Below are 22764 nucleotides of genomic sequence, written 5' to 3'. Positions count from 1 at the left end.
TAATGGATACTAACTGATCAATGAGTGGCGAGCTTCTAATAAATGTAACCCCAAGTGAAACTCGTGTTGCCCTGATCGAGAACGGCACCTTGCAGGAAGTTCATATTGAACGAAACGGTAAGCGCGGTATTGTCGGAAATATCTATCTCGGTAAGATAATTCGTGTCTTACCGGGTATGCAGGCAGCATTTGTTGATATCAACCTGGATAAGGCCGCGTTTTTGCACGCCAGTGATATCCGCACTCGTTTAATCACCGCTGACAAGGGCGACAAAGGTGATAATGACAAAGAAAAAGATATTCGCACATTAGTTCATGAAGGCCAGTACCTGATGGTTCAGGTTGTCAAAGATCCTCTCGGCACCAAGGGTGCCCGTTTAACGACTGATATTACTATCGCCTCAAGATATCTGGTAATGATGCCTAACGCCAATCATGCCGGCATTTCACAGCGCATTGAAGATGATAAAGAACGGGCCCGGTTAAAATCCATCGTTACCCCATATTGTGATGAACAAAGCGGCTTTATTGTTCGTACCGCCGCCGAAGGTGCCGGTGATGAAGAAGTTCGCCATGATGCGGAATTTCTACGTCGGGTCTGGAAGAAAGTGGCGGAGCGCAAGCAACGTAAACAAACCAAATTACCCCTGTATCAGGATCTCGATCTAGCGGTTCGTGTCATCCGTGATTTTGTTGGCGGCGGATTGGAAAGAATTCGTGTGGATTCGAAACTAAGTTTTGAAGAGATTAAAGAGTTCACTCAAGAGTTTGTTCCAGAGATGTCGCCGATTATTGAATACTATCCGGGGGAGCGACCGATTTTTGATCTGTTTGATGTCGAAAATGAGATCCAAAGGGCATTGCAACGTAAGGTTGAACTAAAATCCGGTGGTTATTTGATTATCGATCAGACCGAAGCCATGACTACCATAGATATCAATACAGGCGCCTTTGTCGGACATCGAAATCTGGAACAAACCATTTTTAACACCAATATCGAAGCCACACAAGCCATTGCCCGCCAGTTAAGGCTGCGTAACCTGGGCGGAATCATCATTGTTGATTTTATCGATATGACCAGCAACGAACATCAAAAACGGGTATTGAACAGTTTGGACTTAGCCATGTCTAAAGACAAAGTGAAGTACTCAGTTAGCGGTTTCTCATCTTTGGGATTAGTGGAAATGACCCGCAAGCGGACGCGTGAAAGTCTTGAGCATGTGTTGTGTTCCCATTGTCCGGTTTGTGATGGTCGCGGTAATATGAAAACCGTTGAGACGGTCTGTTTTGAAATCTTACGTGAGATTGTTCGGGTAAACCGGGCTTATGAGGCTGATCAGTTCATTGTTTATGCCGCACCGGCGGTAAGCGAATCATTAAATGAAGATGAGTATCATCATTTGGCTGAGCTTGAAGTGTTTATCGGCAAACAAATCAAAGTTCAGGCAGAAACTATGTATAACCAGGAACAATTCGATGTGGTGATGATGTAGTGAAAGGCGTCAAGCGATGGCTAAACATCTGGCTGAACCGTCTTTATAAAACATTGGCGGTGCTATTGGTACTCTTTGCAGTACTGTTTTCGGCTGCCCGTTTATTTTTGCCTTATGCACCTACGTACAAAGCCAGCCTTGAAGAATATGTCAATGAGCTATACGACGGCGAGATTCGTATTGGCGAGCTATCCGCTGGCTGGAAAAATTTTGGTCCTGCGCTGGTGGTCAGTGATGTTAATGTGTCGCAGGAGCAAGCGCTTGATATTCAGATACAACAAATCGAAGTGTCTCTGGATATCATCAATAGCGTTAAACAGCGGGCGGTTATCGCCAAAAATTTCCACCTGATCGGTGCGACCCTGAAAGTTAATCCCCAGCAATTAATGGAAAATCAGGACCAGCAATCAAACACCGATGTGCAGTCAATTCTCGATCTATTTCTTAAAAAGACCAGTCGGTTCACGGTTGAAAACAGCTTGTTTGTCGTCGATAAAGGTGAGCAGCAACACACTTTCGAAATCGCACAGATGGCATGGTTAAACCAAGGTGATCGTCATCGGGGTGTTGGTAATATCCACTTACAGGGGGTCACCGACAATTCTGCAAAACTGCTGGTAAATCTTACCTCTGGCACCGACTTGGGATTAGCAGGTCAGATGTATCTGCAGGCGAATAATCTTAACATTGCGCCATTTCTGGATGCGTTTTTAGGCGAACGGGGCAATGAATTAGAATCTAACATCAATTTTCGATCTTGGTTTGACATTGAACAAGGGCAGGTAACGAATATGCGCCTGCGCCTGGGCACTAATACGGTATCGTGGAATCAGGGAGCGGATCCTCTACAATTGCGTTTGGAACATGGCCGAATTGACTGGCAGCGCATCGGTCTTGGTAATAACTACCGTCTACAGACTTCGCCTTTAAATCTCACCCTTAATGAACAGAAATTTACGCCATTGCAACTTGCTATATTGCAGCAAAAAGGCATACAACACGCTTATCTGCCGCGTATATCGTTATCTGAATGGGGCCAGTTATTACCGCTCACTGAAGGCCTTTTTGAACAGTATGATTTGCTAAAGCAGTTGCGCATACAGGGAGATATTGAGCAGCTGCATTACCAGGTCAGGCCTCGTTATACGTTGGCGTCGATGAAAATGCAGGATTTCAGTTGGAAAAATGTTGGCGCAATTCCAGGGATTGAGAATTTTCACTCAAGGGTGCAGATGGTAAATAACCAGGTATTTGCCAGTGTTACCAGTAGTGATAGCGAACTGGATTTTGGTGAACATTTTGCCAGACCAATGCCGGTGACCGAACTCAATGCAGATATCCACTTCGAATTTTCCGACAAACAATGGCGTTTTGAGGCTGATGAGATAAATCTGGATTCCGATGAATTAAATCTCGATGGAAAAATGACGTTGTTCAATCCTGTCGATGAACCCATGTCAATGGCATTAGGTGTGACGGTTAACAATGGTGATGTTAGTCGTGCTAAGTATTATCTGCCTTTGAAAAAAATGTCACCAAATTTGGTGAGTTATCTTAATCAGTCTATTTTCTACGGTAATATAACCCGGGCGAGCGTTATATTTAATGGCGCATTGCAGGACTTTCCATTTACCGATAATTCCGGAATCTTTGTCGTTGATGCCGATATTGAACAAAGTAAATATCAGTTTCAGCAAGACTGGCCTGCCATCGAACAGCTCAAGGCGAATCTGAATTTCACCAATAATTCCATGTTGATCACTGCTCATGATGGACGTTTGCAAGGGATCCCTACCCGAAATGTAAAAGTAGCGATTCCGGAACTAAAGAGTAAGGCCGGCCTGTTAACGGTACGCACTCCGGTAGCGACCAATGGTGAGCGCCTGAAACAACTTATGCTGAACAGCCCTCTTAAAAAAAGTGTCGGTGAGACCTTGACCTTTATTGACCCTCAGGGAGATGTGACAGGCTGGTTTTCGTTAGATTTACCATTAACGCAAACGAGCAAAGCGATCGCCAAAGGCGAAGTGAACTTTACCGATCTAAGTGCTAAGTTAGCGGCGCCAGACATGGCATTTCGTCATATCAAGGGCCAGTTAAATTTTGAAAACTCCGCTATCAAGGCGGATAACCTGCAAATGCTGTGGCGCGATCTGCCAATGAATATTGATGTAGACGGGCGCATTGAAGACGATTTTTATCAGGTTGATTTAGGGCTTACCGGCAATTGGCAGGAAGCGCATTATCAAGGGGAAATCCCCGAACCGTTGCAACCTTATATTAGCGGCCCTGTGAACTGGCAAGGTGATTTGGCGTTGTTTATGCCCTCAGAAGGGGAGTTTAGCTATAAGCTAACCATTGACTCTGATCTTGAGGCTGCAAGTCTTGCTCTGCCAGCTCCTTATCGTAAAGCGACCGGTACCGCACTTACGTTACGCGCAACCGCTAATGGGCGAGCAAATAACTCCAATATTGAGGTAAGACTTGGTGATGAACTTAACTTTTTTGGTGAGTTACTGCATCAACAGGTGCGATTTAAACGGTCACATTTGATTCTCGGCCGGGAAAAAATGTTTTTGCCGTTAGAGGGCTTTCACATCACCACCGATCTGCAAGAGATTGAACTGCAGCCCTGGTATTCTCTGGTCAGTGATATTTTAACCAGTATACCGAATGGAGGCGCATCTTCAGTAGCGCCGAGCTTTATTCAGGCGCCGGAGCGTATTCGCGGGAATATCGCCCGATTAAAATTTTTCAGACAAGACCTTACCGATGTTTCTTTTAATCTTGTCGACAAAACAGATTGGTGGTTACTGCAGCTAAATTCCGATGAAGCGCGTAGTCGAGTGAAATTCCATCATGATTTTGCCAGGCAAGGGCTAGAAATCGATGCTGACTTTATTCACCTGATGGAAAATGTTCCTAAAACGCAGCAGGAGGTAGAAGAGGAAATTGCGATCATAGAAGATGCGGTAACCGAAATGAGTTTCCTACCAGCGGATATGCCAAAAATTCTATTTTCCTGCTCTAGCTGTAAGTATCAAAACCTGGATCTTGGCAAGGTAACGTTTTCTTTGATTAAGGGTGGTACTAATGTTGCTACTCTGGAATCCTTTAGCGCGGCTCGCAAGGGCTTTAATTTGAATTTATCTGGGCAATGGTTGGTTAATGATGAAGCCAATCTAACCGATATCCAGGGGACGTTTACCGCCAATGATATTGGCGATGAATTGGAGCAATTGGGCTTTGGTTCCGAAATTCGCGATAGCGGACTAGCGTCTACTTTTACCTTTAACTGGCAGGGTGGACCACAGAACTTCGAATTGGACAGCCTGCATGGCAAAGTCAGTGCTCGGTTAGATGATGGCTATTTGGCAGATGTTGATGATAAAGGTGCGCGTTTGCTGGCATTGTTCAGTATTCAGACGTTAGTGCGCAAGCTTGCTCTGGATTTTCGCGACGTTTTCGCCAAGGGTATGTTTTATAACGACATTAAAGGCGACTTTATTCTTAACGATGGCGTGTTATTCACCGATAATTTGCGTATGGATGGGGTGGCAGGCAACGTCACGATTACAGGCAATACCAACCTGATTGACGAAAGTCTGGATTATAAAATGTCGTTTGCGCCTAAAATAACATCATCAATTCCCATTATTCTTGCATTTGCTATTAACCCGGCCGCTGGGATTGGAGCCATGGTTGTTGATGAAGTTTTGCAGAAATCGGAAGTGATCTCGGTAATTAACTTCGAACTCACCGGTACCATCGATGAACCGGTATTCAATGAAGTCGAGCGTCGCAGTCGGAAAATGAAAGCCGATGATCGCAAACCGACGTTAAAAATTGTATCTCCGGCGACAGCAGAACAAGAGTCCATTGTTACGCTGCCAGAGGACAAACAGTCGACCAAAAAAGATAAAAAGAAAAACGACAAAGGGGCACCATAAGCATGTGGTTGTCGGCATTACAGATGACTTCGCGCCCGGATATCGATGCCAACCTGGCGGAAATAGACCGAATTCTAACGGCTCATCCAGTTAATGCCTGCCATAAGCTAAACGAATCTGACAGCGATAATTTTAACGGCGATGATACCCATCTGGTTGTGCTTCCAGAATGCTGTCTGTATTTTGGTGGCTCTGATCAGGAACAGTTACAGCTGGCCGAATCGTTATTTGATTTAAGCCCAGGGACGATGCAGTCAGCTCTGGCTCAGCTTGCGAAAAAGCATCGATGTTATTTGTTAGCGGGCTCGATTCCCACCCAAAGTGCTCAGGGGACACGCTTTCATGCGAGTAGTCTGTTATTTTCGCCCGATGGAACACTGCTTGCCGATTACCAGAAACTTCATCTGTTTGATGTCCGTGTTGACGATAATACCCGTAGTTATCAAGAATCTCGTTACACCGACCCGGGCGAGAAAATCACCTGTGTGGATATTAACGGAGTTAAGGTCGGTTTTGCGATTTGTTATGATTTAAGGTTTCCGGAATTGTTTCGTGCCATGCGTCAACAAGGGGCGGAGGTGATTTGTTTACCAAGTGCCTTTACGCAGGTAACCGGGCAAGCCCATTGGCAGCCTTTATTGCAAGCTCGAGCCATAGAAAATCAGGTCTACATGGTGGCGGCAGCACAACAGGGGCTTCACGCCAATGGCAGGGAAACCTTTGGTCATGCCATGGTGGTGAATCCTTGGGGCGAGTGTCAGATTATCGACACCAGGGAGCAGTTAAGTGGTTTGGTCACGACTCAGTTTGATAAACAACTACTGCAACAAGTTCGTGCCAGCATTGAGGTAAATGAGCATAATCGGTTTTCGCTGCAGTTCAATGCTTATGATAAATCCGCGCTAAAATAAATCGCTAATTGAGTCATTTCCTATCTCGTGAACAGCGCTACTGTCAGCTGTGTGGGGCGATAATCTACTATCTTTACCGCGTTATTCGATCCTAATACCAATCACATTAAGTTTGTGCACAACTCAGAGTTAGGGCAGAGGTTCAGTTACAACATAGATTTTATTGATATAGTCATTCTATATTAATGAAATATAGGGCCGTAAATGGGCCTCTGGTAAACTCCCTACGGGTGAGTTTTAAAGGCGTTTATCCTGCGTCACTGATTTTGACAATGGAATAACCAATCTCTGCAACCAAAGCCTTGTCTAAAAGCCTTTAAACTCTCACTGAGTGAGCAATAATTTAATGTGATTGGTATAGCAAGCCTGACAATTAACTGAGCGAAAAAATATCAGACGGTGTAAGATACAGGGTATATCTTTCGTCTTTGATTATTTAACGATTTATCCTATTTATGAACCTTGTAGAGCAAGAACTACTGCACAGCAGTGAATTAACCCCAGATGATTTGCAAGCCACGTTAGGCTTTATCTGTCAAAAGCAAATTGATTATGCAGATCTGTATTTTCAATCGTCCAATCATGAATCCTGGGTTTTAGAAGACGGTATTGTTAAGGAAGGTTCGTTTAACATCGAACGTGGTGTTGGGGTCAGGGCAATCAGCGGTGAAAAAACCGGATTTGCCTATTCCGACGATATCAATTTAACCGCATTAAATCGTGCCGCTGGTGCAGCCCGTGGGATCACCTCCGAAAGTCAAAGTTTTACAACTAAAGCATTCTCGCAACAGCAACGCCATAACTTTTATGGTGCAGATAACCCTTTAGGAAGTCTTAGCCAGGAACAGAAAATCACCTTGTTGCATGACATTGAAGCGTGTGCAAGACAAGCCGATTCACGGGTGAAACAGGTGATCGCGAGTCTATCAGGCGTCTACGAGAAGGTTTTGGTTGCCGCCAGTGATGGTACCTACGCAACAGATATCCGTCCTCTGGTACGTCTTAACTGTTCGGTACTTGTCGAAGAACATGGTCAGCGCGAGCGCGGCAGCAGTGGCGGCGGTGGCCGATTCGGCTACGATTACTTTTTTGACGTGGTCAATAGCCAACCTCGTTTTCAGTTTTATGCCAAAGAGGCAGTGCGTCAGGCCTTAGTGAATCTACAAGCTATTGATGCACCGGCAGGAACGCTTCCGGTTGTACTCGGCGCAGGATGGCCAGGCGTTTTGTTACATGAAGCCGTAGGCCATGGTCTAGAAGGCGATTTCAATCGCAAAGGTTCATCAGCGTTTTCTGGTAAAGTTGGCCAGCAGGTCGCATCCCAATTATGTACTGTTGTTGATGACGGTACGATGGAAAATCGTCGTGGCTCCATAAGTATCGATGATGAAGGAACGCCGGGACAATATAACCTGTTGATTGAAAACGGTATTTTGAAAGGCTATATGCAGGACAAGCAAAATGCCAGACTGATGGGGGTAAACCCTACCGGAAATGGTCGTCGCGAGTCCTATGCGCATTTACCAATGCCACGAATGACCAATACATACATGCTCAATGGCCCACATAGCAAGGAAGATATCATTGCATCGGTAGAAAAAGGGATTTATGCACCGAATTTTGCTGGCGGGCAGGTAGATATTACCAGCGGTAAGTTTGTCTTTACGACGGCGGAAGCTTACCTGATTGAAAATGGTAAAATTACGGCTCCGGTAAAAGGCGTTACCTTGATAGGCTCTGGACCTGAAGCAATGAAAAAAGTCAGTATGGTTGCCAATGATCTTGAACTGGATCATGGCGTCGGGGTTTGCGGTAAAGACGGTCAAAGTGTACCGGTAGGCGTTGGTCAGCCAACTCTTAAAGTGGATGAGTTAACCATAGGTGGTACTAATTAAGGCACCTTTCGCCGGATTTCTTACCTACTAATACCAATCCCATTAAATTATTGCTAACTCTGAGTTGTGCACAAACTTAATGGGATTGGTATAAAGCTTTACAAACAGATAGTGAGTACAAACTAGGTTATTGTTATTGCTTAAAAATTGCGCTATCGTCGGGTGGTAGGTATTGGGCAAAGGAAGTATGCCCAATTTCAAGTGCGATAAGGATGGAGGCTATGAAAAAATTACTGCTTGGTTTGATAATCATCGTCTCTGCAGTATTGCTAAAACAGGGAATGATTTTTAATTCTTCTGAGCCTGACTTTCAATACCCGTCCAATGATGTGTTAGACGAAGCCATGGCTTTGGTCAATGCATTGTGTCGTGAGCGCTCAAATGGATACACGGACAGTATTGATTACTACCATTGCATGGATACTGCCGACGCCTTCGAAGATTTATGTAAACAACGCATTTTATCGCAAATCCCAGAAAATCTGACATCGGTGTCTGCCGTTAATGAAAACAAAAGACGAATGCAAAAATGCGTTGTTCCTTCCAGTTAGGTTAGCTAGATTTATACCGGAATATTCTCCGACAAGTATTTATACAATTCCTTAAAACTCTTACCAGGTTTACCAGATTTTACTTCTTTTGCCGCTTGACGAATAAGCTGACGTAAGCGCTGTCGCTCAAAACCGTCATGTTCAGCGATAAGGTTTTCAATGACTTCGTTATCACCGGTGATGAGTTGTTCACGGATTTCTTCGAGCTTAGTGACTCTTAGAAGCTCCTGAGAGTGCTTGTTGGTGATCTTGTCATAAGCAAGTTTCACTTCTTCCTCGTTATCACCGTGTAGCTGTTTGGCAATAAACTGAATGTTGCGATGAAATGCATCGTGCTTATTGCGAATTCTATCGGCCAATGCCAGCGCTTCCATGATTTCTTCATTAAGCGGTAACATATTGCGTTGCTTAACGCTTAACTTGGCGAGTTTTATAGAAAACTCCTGCAGTTCTCTCATATCGCGTTTTAATTCGGATTTACTGACATAGATGATTTCTTCATCTGGTTGCTCGTCGATATCTTTGTGTTTGCTCATTGATCATTGCTTACCGGGGATTAATGGCAAAATTATACATCATAACCACCACTTTATTCATCATCCAGTTGATCTCTATGGTAAGCTTGCATGCAAGCATTAAGATAAATTTTTTGGAATTCAATCATGTCAGACGTGAAAATCCTGACCGAACAGATGCAACAGGTAAAACAACGACTCGCCGACGTATTGGCAAAAGCCAAACAACTTGGTGCCGATTCGGCCGAAGCATCAATGAGCAAGCAACAAGGCTTAAGCGTGGCAACTCGGTTTGGTGAAGTGGAAACTGTTGAGTTTACCAACGATGGCGCACTAGGGATCACCGTGTACCAGCAAGGGAGAAAAGGCTCGGCATCGACCGCCGATCTGTCTGAATCAGCCCTTGAGCAAGCGGTTAAAGCTGCGATTGAAATAGCCAAATATACATCGGTGGATCCCTATTCGGGATTGGCCGACGCCGACCTTTTGGAATATCAGCCGAAAGACTTAGATTTATATCATCCGCACACGTTTACGGCTGAGCAAGCGATTGAGATCGCCCGAGAAACCGAATTGACAGCACTGCAATCTGATCCGCGTTTAACAAATTCTGATGGCGCAAACTTTGCCAGTTATGAAGGCTTTAAGGTTTACGGCAATAGTCATGGACAACTTGTGGGCTACCCGAGCAGTCGTCACTCGTTAAGCTGTATGTTAATCGCCAGCCAGGGCGAAGAAATGCAACGGGACTATGCCTATAGCGTCAGTCGGGATTATCAAAATCTGTGGAAGCCTGAGCAGGTAGGATTGATGGCAGCGAAAGAAACCATCAGCCGCCTTGGCACGCAAAAGATTGCCACTCAAAAAGTCCCAGTGCTATTTCGTGCGGACATAGCTAATGGTTTGTTTGGGCATCTGATTGCGGCGATAAGCGGCGGTAATTTATACCGTAAATCTTCGTTTCTACTGGAAGCTCTGGGGCAGGCGGTATTTCCTGAGCATCTAAACATTGTCGAACGCCCACATATATTGAAAGGCCTTGCCAGTAGCAGTTTTGATTCCGAAGGGGTAAAAACTGTCGATATGGATATTATCGAAAAAGGCGTATTGCAAAACTTCCTGTTAACCAGTTATTCGGCACGAAAATTACAACGCCAAACCAACGGCCATGCGGGAGGCATTCATAATTGGCAAATTTCAGCAAATGCTGGAGACTTTGATGCCATGTTGAAGCAACTGGGCACAGGGTTACTGGTTACCGAGTTGATGGGGCAGGGCGTAAATATCGTCAATGGCGATTACTCCCGTGGCGCGGCTGGATTTTGGGTCGAAAACGGTGAAATTGCTTTCCCGGTTGCCGAGGTGACGATTGCCGGGAATCTCAAGGATATGTTTAAAGGCCTGGTTGCCACCGGCAATGACTATGATCGACGAGGCAGTATATGCACCGGCTCAGTGCTTATTGAACAGATGCAGGTTTCGGGGCAATAGCTTGCCCCTTTAAACCGTCTCGGAAATAAAAATTAACACGCCGGTAATGGATAACAAGGCTAAGCCTGAGAAAACAAGTTTTGCCGGGTACAGGGCTTGACGCCAATAGATTGCGCAATAAATGATGGCTGGGAAAAATAAAAAATTTAGCCAGCCAAAGACGTAATGTTTTTTCCCTAGCGCATGGATAGCGCTAAACAGCGAACCTACGATAAATAACATCAGACCTACTGCCCCTAGACACAGTATCGTTACAGACAACCACAACGCCATAAATTATACCTCTTATATGAATTCCGATAGGTGAGTGTGCAAATCGCTATGTCCTATTACTGTGGATGAGCGTTTAAAAGACACACAATGCTTTGCTCGAATATGAAGTTTTACGCCAGACTAGCTTAGCAGTAAGGTTGCGGTGCCAAGGAATGCAAAAATACCAACCACATCGGTAACGGTCGTTAAAATCACGCTACCGGCCAGCGCAGGATCAATGTTCATCCGCTTTAACAGAATTGGCACTGATACTCCGGCGATACCTGCGGCAGTCAGATTCATCAGCATTGCAAACGCAATAATCCCTCCCAGCACAAGATCCTGTTTCCAGATAGCGACGATACCCGCGACCAGAATTGCCCAAATCAAACCATTTAAAAAGCCGATAGCCAGCTCTTTGGTAAAGATACTGCGGGCATTACTATCGCCGATATGACCTAATGCCATACCGCGGATAACCAGGGTTAATGTTTGACCACCGGCGACACCCCCCATACTCGGCACTAAGGTGTTCAAAACCGCCAAAATTGCCATTTGTGACAAAATGCCTTCAAACATTGAAGACACGGCTACGGCCAATAATGCAGTAACCATATTGACACCTAACCAAACGGAGCGTTGTCGGGTACTTTTTAAAACCGGCGCAAAGGTATCTGCTTCATCATCTAAACCGGCCATACTCAACATGGAGTGCTCAGCATCTTCACGAATGATATCAATCACATCATCGATGGTGATACGACCAAGCAGATGACCGTCTTCATCAAGTACCGGCGCCGAAAACCAGTCATAACGTTCAAATAAGGTAGCCACTTCGGTATCAGGCATGTTTACCTGAACCGGGATGGTATTGTAATCGGTGATTTCTGCTATGGTCTGTTCCGGGCGAGCGGTAACAAGATCCGCTAATGACACCGAACCAATAAACTTATCATTGCGGGATACGACATAAAAGGAATCGGTCGCTTCAGGCAGTTCCCCCTTCAGACGCAGATAGCGAAGTATCACGTCGATGGTGACATCCGGGCGCAAGGTTATGGTATCGGTATTCATGATACCGCCGGCGGTATCTTCTTCGTAAGACAGCGCTTGCTCTACCCGGGCCCTGTCTTGAGAATCCATCGATCCCAGAACTTCTTGATATACGGCATCCGGCAGGGTACGTAAAACCTCAGCCAAATCATCAATATCCATACCCTCGGCAACCGCAGCGACCTTTTCAGGGTCCATACTTTTCAGTATGCCTTTACGTACCTCTTCCGATAGCTCTTCGAGGATTTCACCGTGTAAATCAGGATCAACAAGTTGCCATAAAAGGTTACGGGATTTTGACGTTGAGGATTCCAGCAGCAGAGCTATATCGTACGCGGGCATAGTCTGGAACATTTTGCGGACATATACAAACATACCGCTTTGTAATGCGGTATTAATTTCCGAAAAACGTTGTTGACTAAAATCTTGCTCTGAAGTTTCCGGCATGAATCACCCTGAGCCGCGGTTAAAGCAGTTAGTTTTCTTACCAATAGGTAACTGGCCGAAAACCTTTAAGAATTATTCGCAAGTGTATCTTATGTTAATAAAATGTTCAGCTTTTTTATCACCTGGTCAGAGGAAAATTATCTCCCCTAATCTCGGTTTTGAACGATGCTTACTCGGGTTCGTCGAATCGGTCACTGAATAACTGGCAAACCGCTTCTAATGCCGATTCGGCATCGTCACCGTCGGCACTAACCAGCACTTCTTTTCCCTGACTGCCGGTCAATAACATTAACGCCATTATGGAATCTGCCTGGGCGTGCTTCTCATCTAGTTGTAAGGTAATGGCGGCATTAAATTTTTGGGTAAGTTTTGCCAGTTTGGTGGCCGCTCGAGCGTGCAACCCAAGTTTATTAACTATGGTGACTTTTTGTTGAACTTTACTCATGTGTTATCAAGATCCCGGTGACGGATCTGCACGTCATTTTCTTGTTTGTCGAAATGTTTGGCCAATGTTTCCGCGATGTAAACGCTGCGGTGCTGGCCGCCCGTGCAACCAATTGCGATAGTCAGATAGGTACGGTTATTGCGCTCCAGGTGAGGTAGCCAGGTCATCAGGAAGCTATTAATTTGCCAGATAAATTTGGTAACGATGGGCTGACTGGCGAAAAAATCCTGTACTTCCTGATCGGTGCCGGTTTTATGTTTTAATTCCTGCTCCCAGAACGGATTGGGTAAAAAACGGCCATCAAAAACAAAATCGGCATCATTGGGCACACCATTTTTAAAGCCAAAGGACTCAAACACAATGACCATACTGCCGGTTTTTGAGCCTAACACACGTTCACGAACGATATCGGCTAATTGATGAGGCGTTAGCATGGAGGTGTCGATGTAAAGGTCGGTGCGCTCTGCGACGGGCTCAAGCAGAGTCTTTTCCATTTTGATAGCCTGATCCAGAGCCATATCTTTTTTGATTAACGGGTGCAATCGACGGGTTTCACTATAACGGCGAATTAATTCATCGTCATCGGCATCCAGGTAAAGCACATTAAGCTCTACGGTATTGGGCAGGTAATTGATAATTTCCCGGGCATCTTCTGGATTATTAGGCAGGTTTCGAACATCGAGTGACACTGCGACTTTGTCATAGTCGTTAATCACGGTGTGGGTTAATGCGGGCAGTAAATTTACCGGGATGTTATCGACACAGTAATAACCAAGATCTTCGAGCACGCGCAATGCGACGGATTTACCTGATCCTGAACGGCCGCTGACAATGATAAGTTTCATAGGACTTTCCTTAGTCTTGTGAGGCCGTAGCTATCTCAAACAGCTGCTCGGAACTTTTACATTTACGCAACCGTTTGGCGTTTGTCTTGTCGCCTAAAAATGCCGCAATCGCAGCCAGGGTTTGTAAATGCTGCTGACAATGATCTTCGGGTACGAATAATGCGAAAAAAATATCGACCGGTTGGTCGTCTATCGCATCAAAAGACACCGGTTGTTCGGTGGTGATTAATACCGCAATAATCTGTTGGTGATCTAAAAGTCGGCCATGGGGAATCGCGATACCTTTACCGATACCGGTGCTGGAAAGCTTTTCCCGGGCAACCAGCGCATTGAGCAGCTCTTTTTCTGTGGCATTTTTAAACGCATTGGCCGCAATTCGACTAATCTGTTGTAGCACACCCTTTTTACTGGTACCCGGTACTGCACATACGGTGCAGTCCGGAGATAATAATTGTTCTAATTTCATTGATACATGGTAGCTAATGTTGGGATATTTTCTCTTTATGCTTAATCACCTGACGATCCAGTTTGTCGATTAGACCATCAATTGCTGCATACATGTCCTGATGTTCCGAGGAGGCATGAATTTCACCGCCATTTATATTGACAGTGGCTTCGGCGATTTGCTGCAGTTTCTCAACCGTCAGCACCACATAGACGTTGTTTATGTGATCAAAGTGTCGCTCTAGCTTTTCAAATTTAGTATCCACAAATCCTTTTAAAGAGTCCGTAATCTCAACATGATGACCTGACAAATTAATTTGCATTTTTGGCTCCTCAGAACGCGTTTGGCTGTTAAAGTAAGCTTTTCCTCTGGTTAGAGGGTGGGATAGCCAATGATTCCCGGTATTTTGCGATAGTTCTCCGTGCAACATTGATGCCTTGGTCGGCGAGCAAATCTGCAATTTTACTATCGCTAAGTGGCTTACTTGGTATTTCTGCATCCACCATTTTCTTGATCAGTGCTCTGATCGCTGTGGATGAACACTCACCGCCATTCTCAGTACTGACATGGCTGGAAAAGAAATATTTTAATTCAAAAATTCCCCGGGGCGTGTGCATATATTTTTGCGTAGTGACACGGGAAATCGTCGATTCGTGCATGTCGACGGCTTCGGCAATATCATTGAGAACCATAGGTCGCATAGCCTCAGGTCCGTATTCAAAGAAAGCCTGTTGCTGCTGGACGATACAATTGGATACTTTCAGTAACGTCTCATTACGACTTTCAAGACTTTTAATAAACCACTTAGCTTCTTGTAAGTGGGAACGGATAAACTGACTGTCACTGCTTGATGAAGAGCGGGCAAGCGCCGCATATTGGTCATTAATCGCTAATTTTGGCGCACTGTCGGCATTTAGTTCGACGACCCAGCGGCCACCTTTTTTAAAGACGCTGACATCGGGGATGACATATTGGTCATCACTTTCATTAATGACATCACCGGGGCGAGGATTCAGAGAGTGAATTAAGCGCATCGCTTCTTTTAATTGCGGTTCCTTTAGGCGAGTTTTACGCATGATTTGCCGAAAATCACGAATTGCTAATAAATCGATATGGCGCTCAATTAAGATTTTTGCTTCTTTGAGGTAAGGCGTATCTTCGGCAAATTGATTTAGCTGTATTAGCAGGCATTCGGCAATAGAACGCGCGCCTACACCGATAGGATCGAACATATTGATGCGTTTTAATACGGCTTCTACTTCATCTAATTCAACGTCGTCATTGCCCAGACTTTCTAAAACGTCTTCTGCACTGATGGTGAGGTAGCCTTTATCATCAATCGCATCAATAATAGCAATGGCGATCGACTGATCCGTTTCTGAAAATGGGGTCAGCTCCATTTGCCATAGCAAATGGTCCTGAATCGTATCTTTCGTTTCTCCCTGAAACACGTAGCTATCGTCAGCGCCATGAGAAATACTCGAAGATACTGAAGCGCTGTAGGAATCTTCCCATTGTGAATCTGTTGATAACTCTTCGGGGATATTCTCGGTTTGTAATGCATCGCTGGTGGATATTTCGTCACTGCTACTGGCCTGCACTTCATTGCCGGCAGATTCTATGGCTTCAAGGTTATTATCTGCCTTAATATCATCATTGCCGTTTAGGGTAGGATCGTCTACTTCCAATAAAGGATTACTGTCCAGGGCTTCCTGAATTTCCTGTTGTAAATCAAGCGTCGATAGTTGCAACAGCTTTATCGCTTGTTGCAATTGCGGCGTCATGGTTAAGTGTTGCCCCATACGGAGCTGAAGACTTGGTCGCATCAGCGTTTACTTACTTCCAGTTATCAAAATTGTTGTCTTCCGTATTTAACTATAGCGTGAATTTCTCACCTAGATAGACATCACGGACTTGCTGATTACTCAATACCTGTTCAGCACTTCCTTCGGCAATAAGCTCGCCACGGCTAACAATGTAGGCGTGCTCACAAACGTCAAGCGTTTCACGCACATTGTGATCGGTTATTAATACCCCGATACCACGTTGTTTAAGGTGTAAAATGATTTTTTTGATATCACTCACCGATATCGGATCAACCCCGGCGAAAGGTTCGTCCAGTAAAATAAAATGTGGATCGGCGGCTAATGCACGAGCAATTTCGACTCGGCGTCGCTCTCCACCAGACAGGCTTTGTCCTGTATTATCAACAATATGGCCTATATTAAACTCTTCAACCAGACTTGCCAGTTTTTCTTCGCGGCCTTCATGATCCAAGTCTTTACGGGTTTGTAAAATGGCCATAATATTGTCACGAACTGAAAGTTTTCGGAATATTGACGCTTCCTGGGGCAAATAACCAATACCCTGACGCGCACGTTCATGCATAGGCAGTAACGTCAGATCTTCATCATCAAGAGTGACGGTGCCCGAATCACTGGGTACCAGACCAACGATCATATAAAATGATGTGGTTTTTCCGGCGCCGTTCGGGCCTAGTAAACCGACAACCTGTCCGGCACTTACGCCCAAACTAACATCTTTTACAACCTTACGGTTTTTATAGGATTTGGCCAGATGACGGGCTTCAAGTCTGTTCGCCAAATTATTGCTCCTTGCCTTGCTCAGGTTCTGGTTGTTCTTCCGTGTCGTTTTGCGGATCGTTGTTTTCAGCGTCTGAATTTTTATCTGCTTTTTTCTGCGGTTGAATAATCGTCGTCACGATATCACTATCATCAAGACTTTCAGCGGTTAACTGTTCGGTTACCATGTTATAGGTAATAATATCGCCTTGCACCTGACTGCCTTCCTGACTGACCTTAGCATTTCCCTTTATCACTAACGTATTGTTAAGTGGTGTGTAGGTGATTTCCTGGGCTTGAATCTCTACCAACTTACCATCATCAAGGCGTTGGCTAAAATATGCTGGTTTGCCTTTAGCTTGATAACTCTTCCCCTGGGTTTTTGGATCGTTAATCACCTGTACGACATCGGCGGTAATCGTCAGACTCCCCTGGGTAATTTTTACATCATCAAGGTAGCTGGCAATTTTATTTTTCAAATCACTTGCCTGACGCTTGGCCTGAATGACTACTTCCTGCTCGAAATCAGATTGTGCCGCGGTTGCAGTAGGTAGCCATAAAGAAAGGCTCACTAATAGGCAAGCCAATGATTTATGGGTTTTTATAGATGGTTTGCACATGTTCATTTATTGTCATCTTGGTAGTGTCGATATCGACGAATAGCCCGGAACCGTACATGGTAAAGTCTCGGCCTTTGATCATTATGGTTTGATCGGTACGTATTGTGTTTTCTATTAAATCTAACTGTAACGCTTTTGAATGAATTTCTGAAATAAAGTTATCGGTTTGCTCGGCAACTGCCCGCACTCTGCGCTCCAGAATCAGCTCTTTATTAGCGATTAACTTACCTTCATTTGCTGAAATATTCCAAGCACTGGTGCCATCATTTGGATATAAGGTATAAGAAGGATGCTTAAAAATCGTTTCTGCAGCGCCGCTATAATGACTCATTTGCTCAGCATAAATGGTGTGGCTTAAATTACCATCCTGATCAAATTTACTGGTTTGTAAATCGTTAGCGATAAATTCTGGTTTTTCTTCGTCTGATGCCATTAACGCATCGAGCATATTCGCATTCTGCCATTGCATATATCCGTATACACCAAGGGCGACAACGAATATAACGGTTGAAATGGCATGCAAGCGTGTCATTGACTTTTTCCTACTACAGATGCAGTTACGCCTTTTGCCTGCATAATAAGATCGCATAATTCACGAACCGCACCGCTTCCGCCGGGCAAAAACGTAATGTAATTAGCGTTGCGAGAAACCAATGGGTGGGCGTCCTGAACGGCAACGCCTAATGCTGCTTTTTGAATACAAGGCAAGTCCGGTACATCATCGCCAATATAGGCGACCTGATGAAAATCGACACCACAGGTTTGCATAATCGTTTTCATTGCCGGTAGTTTATCTTCTTCGCCCTGAACCATGTGTTTTACACCTAAGCTGGTCATTCGATTTGTCACAATATTGGAGCGTCGTCCGGTAATAATCGCCACTTCAACACCGGCTCTTTGCAACGCCTTAATTCCAAAGCCATCCTTGGTGTTAAAGGTTTTCAATTCTTCGCCATCATTGCCCAGGTAGATTCGACCGTCAGAAAATACGCCATCAATGTCACAGACCAATAGTTTAATATTACTCGCAATTTCTAATAATGCGCTATCGACGTCACCATACAACGTAGTGGTTTGGGGGTTACTCATGGTTATAGCACTCCTGCTTTTAAAATATCATGCATGTTCATCGCTCCGATTGGTATTTGATTTTCGTCGACGATAATGAGCCCGTTTATGCTTTTATCTTCCATTAATTTCAATGCTTGTGCGGCTAGCATGGTAGGGTTAGCAACAATAGGGTTTGCCGTCATTACCTGACCGATACTGCCCCGATGTATGTTAACTTCAGTGTCGAGGATACGTCTGAGATCGCCATCGGTAAAGAGTCCGCACAACTGACCCTGGTTATTGACTATCGCAGTCATGCCAAGTCCTTTTTCAGACATTTCCAGTAGCGCATCTTTTATCGTGGCGTCTTTTGACACCACAGGCAAGCGTTCGTTGCGGTGCATTATATCTTCTAAACGCAGCAAGAGTTTCTTGCCTAAGCTGCCACCTGGGTGAGATAACGCAAAATCATCCGCGCTAAACCCTTTGGCATTTAGCAATGCTACGGCAAGGGCATCCCCCATTACCAACGTTGCCGTGGTGCTTGAAGTCGGTGCCAGACCTAAAGGGCAGGCTTCCTTGGGGACATTAATGCAGATATGGATATCACTCAATGTCGCCAGGGTCGATGTGATATCCGATGTCATGGCGATAATTTGACAGCCAATTCGCTTTAAAACCGGCATGATCGCCAGGACTTCGTTAGTGCGACCAGAATTGGAGATCGCCAACACAACATCTTCGCTGGTAATCATGCCTAAATCACCGTGACTGGCCTCACCAGGGTGCACAAAAAACGCTGGTGTCCCTGTGCTTGCCAGGGTTGCAGCGATTTTCCCACCAATGTGGCCAGATTTACCCATACCAATAACAATAACGCGTCCGGTTGCGTTAAATATCATCTGGCAGGCGCTGGCAAAGTTATCGTCAATGTATTGTTCCAGATTCGCGATCGCTTGTTGTTCGATATCGATAACCTGTTTCGCCAGTTTTTTAAAATCTTTGAGTGAGGTCATATCGGTTCCTTTTTGCCTCATAATCTACACCATCTGAGAGAAAATCAGATATTGATAGAATATAAACGCCACAACAAGTATACCGCCTTCGATGCGACGAATACTAAATTTACCTCGTAAGCTAAAGCAAAGGAAGAACAACAGCAGGGTAAGTCCCATCATGTAGGGAACATCCCGGCTTGCCACCTGAGCATCAACTGGCCCTGGAGCCAGTAATCCCGGGATAGCCAATACCGCAAGGATATTGAATATGTTGGAGCCTATAATATTACCCAGGGCTAAATCATCTTCTTTTTTGATAATACTTACAACACTAGCAGCCAGTTCGGGCAAACTCGTTCCTATGGCAATAATGGTAAGGCCGATGACCAAATCGCTCACCCCAAAATCTTTGGCAATCGCGGTGGCAGACTCCACCAGAAAATTTGCGCTAAGGGGTAACAACGCCATACCCACCAATAACCAGATAATGGCTGCTGATGTACTGACATCTTCGGGAATTTCTGAGACTGCTTCGCTGAGCATAGGATCCTTTTCCCGCTCTTCTTTACTTTGCCGCAGCGAAATAACAATCAAAACCGTGATAAATAGAATAAAACCGATTAACAAAGCTACACCTTCGGCAAAGCTAAATTGCAGGTTATAAAGCATAACGCTGGCGATAAATGTGACAATCAATAGCAGCGGGATTTCTCGTTTAATTGTTGAAGATTGGACGAGAAGAGGTTTGAAGATTGCGGTTATGCCTAAAACTAATGCAATATTGGTGATATTAGAACCGATTGCATTGCCAATGGCAGTATTCGGAGCGCCTTGCAAGGCTGCGGTTGCTGCAACGACCATCTCTGGCGCAGAAGAGCCCATGGCAACGATGGTCAAACCGATAATCATCGGGGCTATGCCAAGGTTTCTGGCTACGGCTGCCGCACCATAAACAAATTTATCGGCACTCCAGACCAAAAAAATCAAAGAGACAATTAAAATTAGTATTTCTGTGAACATTCAGTACTCCATATTCGCTGGGTAAATTGTCGCTTGTCAGGATGGAAATGAAAAGTCTTATCCCGATAAAAAGTACAAAAATCATATGGGAACGACAAAATGTACGAAATTTAACCTCTAAGTCGTTGGTTCTAGCCTGAATGTTCATAAATAGGGCTACTATTACTCTAACCTGTTGTACCAAATTATCGCCTATTGAAAATGCCGGCGACTTCAACATCATAAAGAACCTCGCATTGATGCTGCAGATGTGAGAAAAAATAACCTTGTTTTGGGTGTGACATGTTAAGAATCCTACTTTTGCTAACGTCTGTTCTGCTTTCTAGCGCGGTACATGCCGACTATCAATTCGGTTTTGCCAATACCTATTTTGACTACCTGTCCTGGAAACAAGGCACACAAGGCTACAATGGCATAGATGTTAGTGAAGATAGAGATGATCATGTAACCTGGGGAATCGAAGCTGGTGTAACCTTTGATTGGGGGGAAGCCTATGGCTTTATGGAAGCAGAAAAGCTGGATAAATCAGCAGACGTTCGCTCTCAGGCTTTCAAGGTAAGTGCACACTATCGGGTAGCGGACAATTGGACGGTGTATGGCCAGGTTTATGATTATTCGGAATCCGGCGGCTATGTTGATGAACAAAACCGCTTATTAGGCCTTGGTTACCTTGGTATCGCTTCAAAGACTTTCTGGTTTAAACCGTTTTTGGGTTTTCATCATGTCACATCACCGTTCAATGACCCTTTCGGCGATAACATCTCTGGCTTTAATGGCGGTATGCTGGGATGGAATCTTGGTGGCTTTTTCTCGATAGGTTCAGCGGATTTTATGTACACCAACTGGAATGAATTTGAATTTGCCCGCAATGATGAGTATGCCAATTATCAAAATGGTGACACGGGCTTAAATGGTGCCATTGCACTTTGGTATGATCTTTCTAAACACGTCTATGTCGGTGTCCAGTACCGATACTTTTCCAATAAGCTGGGAGTTGACGATTATGGCGATGCGATAATCTGGCGGATTGGTGCTCATTTTTAACGGTTACCTATTATTTAGTCATTTCATCAGCTACGTTCACTTCCCCCTGAATTTTTCCATTAACGCGTTAACTGCCAGGGGCTGGGGCTGAAAAACGCGGTAATCATTGCCACATTCGAACAAACCAAATCGGAAATTTTTGCCACCTAAATTAAGCATAATCGATAATTGCGAAGCGATATGTTGCGCATTTTCTTTAAAGTTTTGAAAGATAGTTTGTGCAATCGTGATCTAATGATTCGAATTTAACGAACTATAGTATTAACAATTAATTACGAAATATAGCTGCAACACAGGCCTACCTCAGGTAGAATTCTTTAGCTTATAAAACGGAAAATGAGAATGAATCTCAGTACCTTATGACGGATAATCTGGTAAATATTAAAGACTTGGCGTTTTATCGCGATCAACGCTGTATTTACAACGGCATAAATTTGACGATCCCGAAAGGCAAAGTTACGGCGATTATGGGGCCAAGCGGAATCGGTAAGACAACCTTGCTAAAGCTTATTGGTGGCCAATTAACACCTTCGAGCGGTAGTATCGAGTTTGCTGGCGAGAATATTCACCAACTTTCACGCAGCGATCTTTATGAAACCCGTAAACGCATGAGTATGCTGTTTCAATCCGGTGCACTCTTTACCGATATGACAGTATTCGATAATGTCGCTTTTCCAATTCGTGAACATAGCAAACTTCCTGAAGACATCGTCGCCAAAATGGTGATGATGAAGTTGGAAGTTGTTGGCTTGCGTGGAGCCATGAAGTTAAAACCATCTGAATTGTCCGGCGGTATGGCGCGCCGCGCCGCCTTAGCCAGAGCGATCGCGCTGGATCCAGAATTGATTATGTATGACGAGCCCTTTGCGGGCCAAGACCCGATATCAATGGGCGTCATCGTGCGTCTTATCCGCGACCTCAATGACGCTCTGGGGTTAACGTCCGTTGTCGTTTCTCATGATGTTAAAGAGGTGATGAGTATTGCCGATTACATTTATATAATTGCTGAACAGAGAATCATTGGTGAAGGCACAGCAGAAGAAATTCGCCAACAGCAATCGCCTTTGGTGCAACAGTTCATTAAAGGGGAAGATGATGGTCCGGTGCCCTTTCATTACCCCGCGCAACCGTATGCCAAGCAGTTAATAGGAAAATAA

Annotated in this window: 22 protein-coding genes; 8 read left to right on the top strand and 14 right to left on the bottom strand. The window is 44.7% G+C overall.

The genetic code is table 11. The annotated features are described in order from the left end of the window. Positions 1 to 20 precede the first annotated feature (20 nt). The 5 genes from rng to ACHUFQ_RS02790 all read left to right on the top strand — a co-directional run bounded on the left by rng (position 21) and on the right by ACHUFQ_RS02790 (position 8800). The gene (rng, locus tag ACHUFQ_RS02810; RefSeq protein ID WP_394172765.1) at positions 21 to 1493 is read left to right on the top strand and encodes a ribonuclease G; all 1473 of its coding nucleotides are present in this window, start codon (positions 21 to 23) and stop codon (positions 1491 to 1493) included. Further along, a complete protein-coding gene (locus ACHUFQ_RS02805; RefSeq protein WP_394172764.1) occupies positions 1493 to 5443 on the top strand; it encodes a YhdP family protein in 3951 nt (1316 codons plus the stop codon). Before rng ends, ACHUFQ_RS02805 begins: the two co-directional genes overlap by 1 nt. 2 nt (positions 5444 to 5445) lie before the next feature. Then, positions 5446 to 6354 (top strand): carbon-nitrogen hydrolase family protein, encoded by a 909-nt coding sequence (locus ACHUFQ_RS02800; RefSeq protein WP_394172762.1) that lies wholly within the window; start codon positions 5446 to 5448, stop codon positions 6352 to 6354. Positions 6355 to 6809: 455 nt separating this feature from the next. Next, positions 6810 to 8249, top strand: a complete 1440-nt coding sequence (gene tldD, locus ACHUFQ_RS02795; RefSeq protein ID WP_394172760.1) for a metalloprotease TldD — start codon at positions 6810 to 6812, stop codon at positions 8247 to 8249. A 221-nt stretch (positions 8250 to 8470) separates the two neighbouring features. Continuing rightward, complete coding sequence (locus ACHUFQ_RS02790; RefSeq protein WP_394172758.1) at positions 8471 to 8800, top strand: hypothetical protein; 330 nt, start codon at positions 8471 to 8473, stop codon at positions 8798 to 8800. An 11-nt stretch (positions 8801 to 8811) separates the two neighbouring features. Here ACHUFQ_RS02790 and yjgA read toward each other — a convergent pair whose 3' ends face one another. Next, positions 8812 to 9336 (bottom strand): ribosome biogenesis factor YjgA, encoded by a 525-nt coding sequence (gene yjgA / locus ACHUFQ_RS02785; RefSeq protein ID WP_394172756.1) that lies wholly within the window; start codon positions 9334 to 9336, stop codon positions 8812 to 8814. Positions 9337 to 9462: 126 nt separating this feature from the next. Between yjgA and pmbA the strand changes: the two genes are divergently transcribed. Beyond that, positions 9463 to 10806, top strand: coding sequence for a metalloprotease PmbA (gene pmbA, locus ACHUFQ_RS02780; RefSeq protein WP_394172754.1), 1344 nt, complete (start codon positions 9463 to 9465; stop codon positions 10804 to 10806). A gap of 9 nt (positions 10807 to 10815) precedes the next feature. Here the strand turns inward: pmbA and ACHUFQ_RS02775 are convergent, their stop codons facing one another. From ACHUFQ_RS02775 to ACHUFQ_RS02715, 13 genes are all read right to left on the bottom strand, one after another. After that, positions 10816 to 11079 (bottom strand): hypothetical protein, encoded by a 264-nt coding sequence (locus tag ACHUFQ_RS02775; RefSeq protein WP_394172753.1) that lies wholly within the window; start codon positions 11077 to 11079, stop codon positions 10816 to 10818. Between the two features lie 120 nt (positions 11080 to 11199). Further along, positions 11200 to 12558, bottom strand: coding sequence for a magnesium transporter (mgtE, locus tag ACHUFQ_RS02770; RefSeq protein WP_394172752.1), 1359 nt, complete (start codon positions 12556 to 12558; stop codon positions 11200 to 11202). Between the two features lie 169 nt (positions 12559 to 12727). Further along, positions 12728 to 13003 (bottom strand): HPr family phosphocarrier protein, encoded by a 276-nt coding sequence (locus ACHUFQ_RS02765; protein WP_394172750.1) that lies wholly within the window; start codon positions 13001 to 13003, stop codon positions 12728 to 12730. Continuing rightward, positions 13000 to 13848 (bottom strand): RNase adapter RapZ, encoded by an 849-nt coding sequence (gene rapZ / locus ACHUFQ_RS02760; RefSeq protein WP_394172749.1) that lies wholly within the window; start codon positions 13846 to 13848, stop codon positions 13000 to 13002. The genes ACHUFQ_RS02765 and rapZ overlap by 4 nt, the downstream gene beginning before the upstream one ends. A gap of 10 nt (positions 13849 to 13858) precedes the next feature. Further along, complete coding sequence (ptsN, locus tag ACHUFQ_RS02755) at positions 13859 to 14314, bottom strand: PTS IIA-like nitrogen regulatory protein PtsN (protein WP_394172747.1); 456 nt, start codon at positions 14312 to 14314, stop codon at positions 13859 to 13861. A gap of 13 nt (positions 14315 to 14327) precedes the next feature. Then, positions 14328 to 14615 (bottom strand): ribosome hibernation promoting factor, encoded by a 288-nt coding sequence (hpf, locus tag ACHUFQ_RS02750; protein WP_394172746.1) that lies wholly within the window; start codon positions 14613 to 14615, stop codon positions 14328 to 14330. Between the two features lie 28 nt (positions 14616 to 14643). Continuing rightward, the gene (locus ACHUFQ_RS02745) at positions 14644 to 16119 is read right to left on the bottom strand and encodes an RNA polymerase factor sigma-54 (protein WP_394172744.1); all 1476 of its coding nucleotides are present in this window, start codon (positions 16117 to 16119) and stop codon (positions 14644 to 14646) included. 49 nt (positions 16120 to 16168) lie between these two features. Further along, complete coding sequence (gene lptB / locus ACHUFQ_RS02740; protein WP_394172742.1) at positions 16169 to 16897, bottom strand: LPS export ABC transporter ATP-binding protein; 729 nt, start codon at positions 16895 to 16897, stop codon at positions 16169 to 16171. 1 nt (position 16898) lies between these two features. After that, a complete protein-coding gene (gene lptA / locus ACHUFQ_RS02735) occupies positions 16899 to 17447 on the bottom strand; it encodes a lipopolysaccharide transport periplasmic protein LptA (protein ID WP_394172740.1) in 549 nt (182 codons plus the stop codon). Positions 17448 to 17466: 19 nt separating this feature from the next. Continuing rightward, positions 17467 to 18027 carry an LPS export ABC transporter periplasmic protein LptC gene (lptC, locus tag ACHUFQ_RS02730; protein WP_394172738.1) on the bottom strand — a complete coding sequence of 187 codons (561 nt, stop codon included), beginning with the start codon at positions 18025 to 18027 and terminating at the stop codon, positions 17467 to 17469. After that, on the bottom strand, positions 18024 to 18584 hold the full coding sequence (gene kdsC / locus ACHUFQ_RS02725; protein WP_394172736.1) for a 3-deoxy-manno-octulosonate-8-phosphatase KdsC: 561 nt from the start codon (positions 18582 to 18584) through the stop codon (positions 18024 to 18026). Before kdsC ends, lptC begins: the two co-directional genes overlap by 4 nt. A gap of 2 nt (positions 18585 to 18586) precedes the next feature. Beyond that, positions 18587 to 19561 (bottom strand): KpsF/GutQ family sugar-phosphate isomerase, encoded by a 975-nt coding sequence (locus ACHUFQ_RS02720; RefSeq protein WP_394172735.1) that lies wholly within the window; start codon positions 19559 to 19561, stop codon positions 18587 to 18589. Positions 19562 to 19585: 24 nt separating this feature from the next. Beyond that, positions 19586 to 20563 (bottom strand): calcium/sodium antiporter, encoded by a 978-nt coding sequence (locus ACHUFQ_RS02715; RefSeq protein WP_394172733.1) that lies wholly within the window; start codon positions 20561 to 20563, stop codon positions 19586 to 19588. Between the two features lie 282 nt (positions 20564 to 20845). On the opposite strand from ACHUFQ_RS02715, the gene ACHUFQ_RS02710 reads away from it, so the two are divergent. Further along, on the top strand, positions 20846 to 21607 hold the full coding sequence (locus tag ACHUFQ_RS02710; RefSeq protein ID WP_394172731.1) for an outer membrane protein OmpK: 762 nt from the start codon (positions 20846 to 20848) through the stop codon (positions 21605 to 21607). 359 nt (positions 21608 to 21966) lie between these two features. Beyond that, positions 21967 to 22764: a phospholipid ABC transporter ATP-binding protein MlaF gene (mlaF, locus tag ACHUFQ_RS02705; RefSeq protein WP_394172729.1), complete on the top strand. Its 798-nt coding sequence runs from the start codon at positions 21967 to 21969 to the stop codon at positions 22762 to 22764.

This window comes from Thalassotalea litorea (assembly GCF_043642205.1).
GTDB lineage: Bacteria > Pseudomonadota > Gammaproteobacteria > Enterobacterales > Alteromonadaceae > Thalassotalea_A > Thalassotalea_A litorea.
The sequence above is the reverse complement of the archived record's forward strand: the minus strand, read 5'-3'. Positions and strand labels throughout refer to the sequence as shown.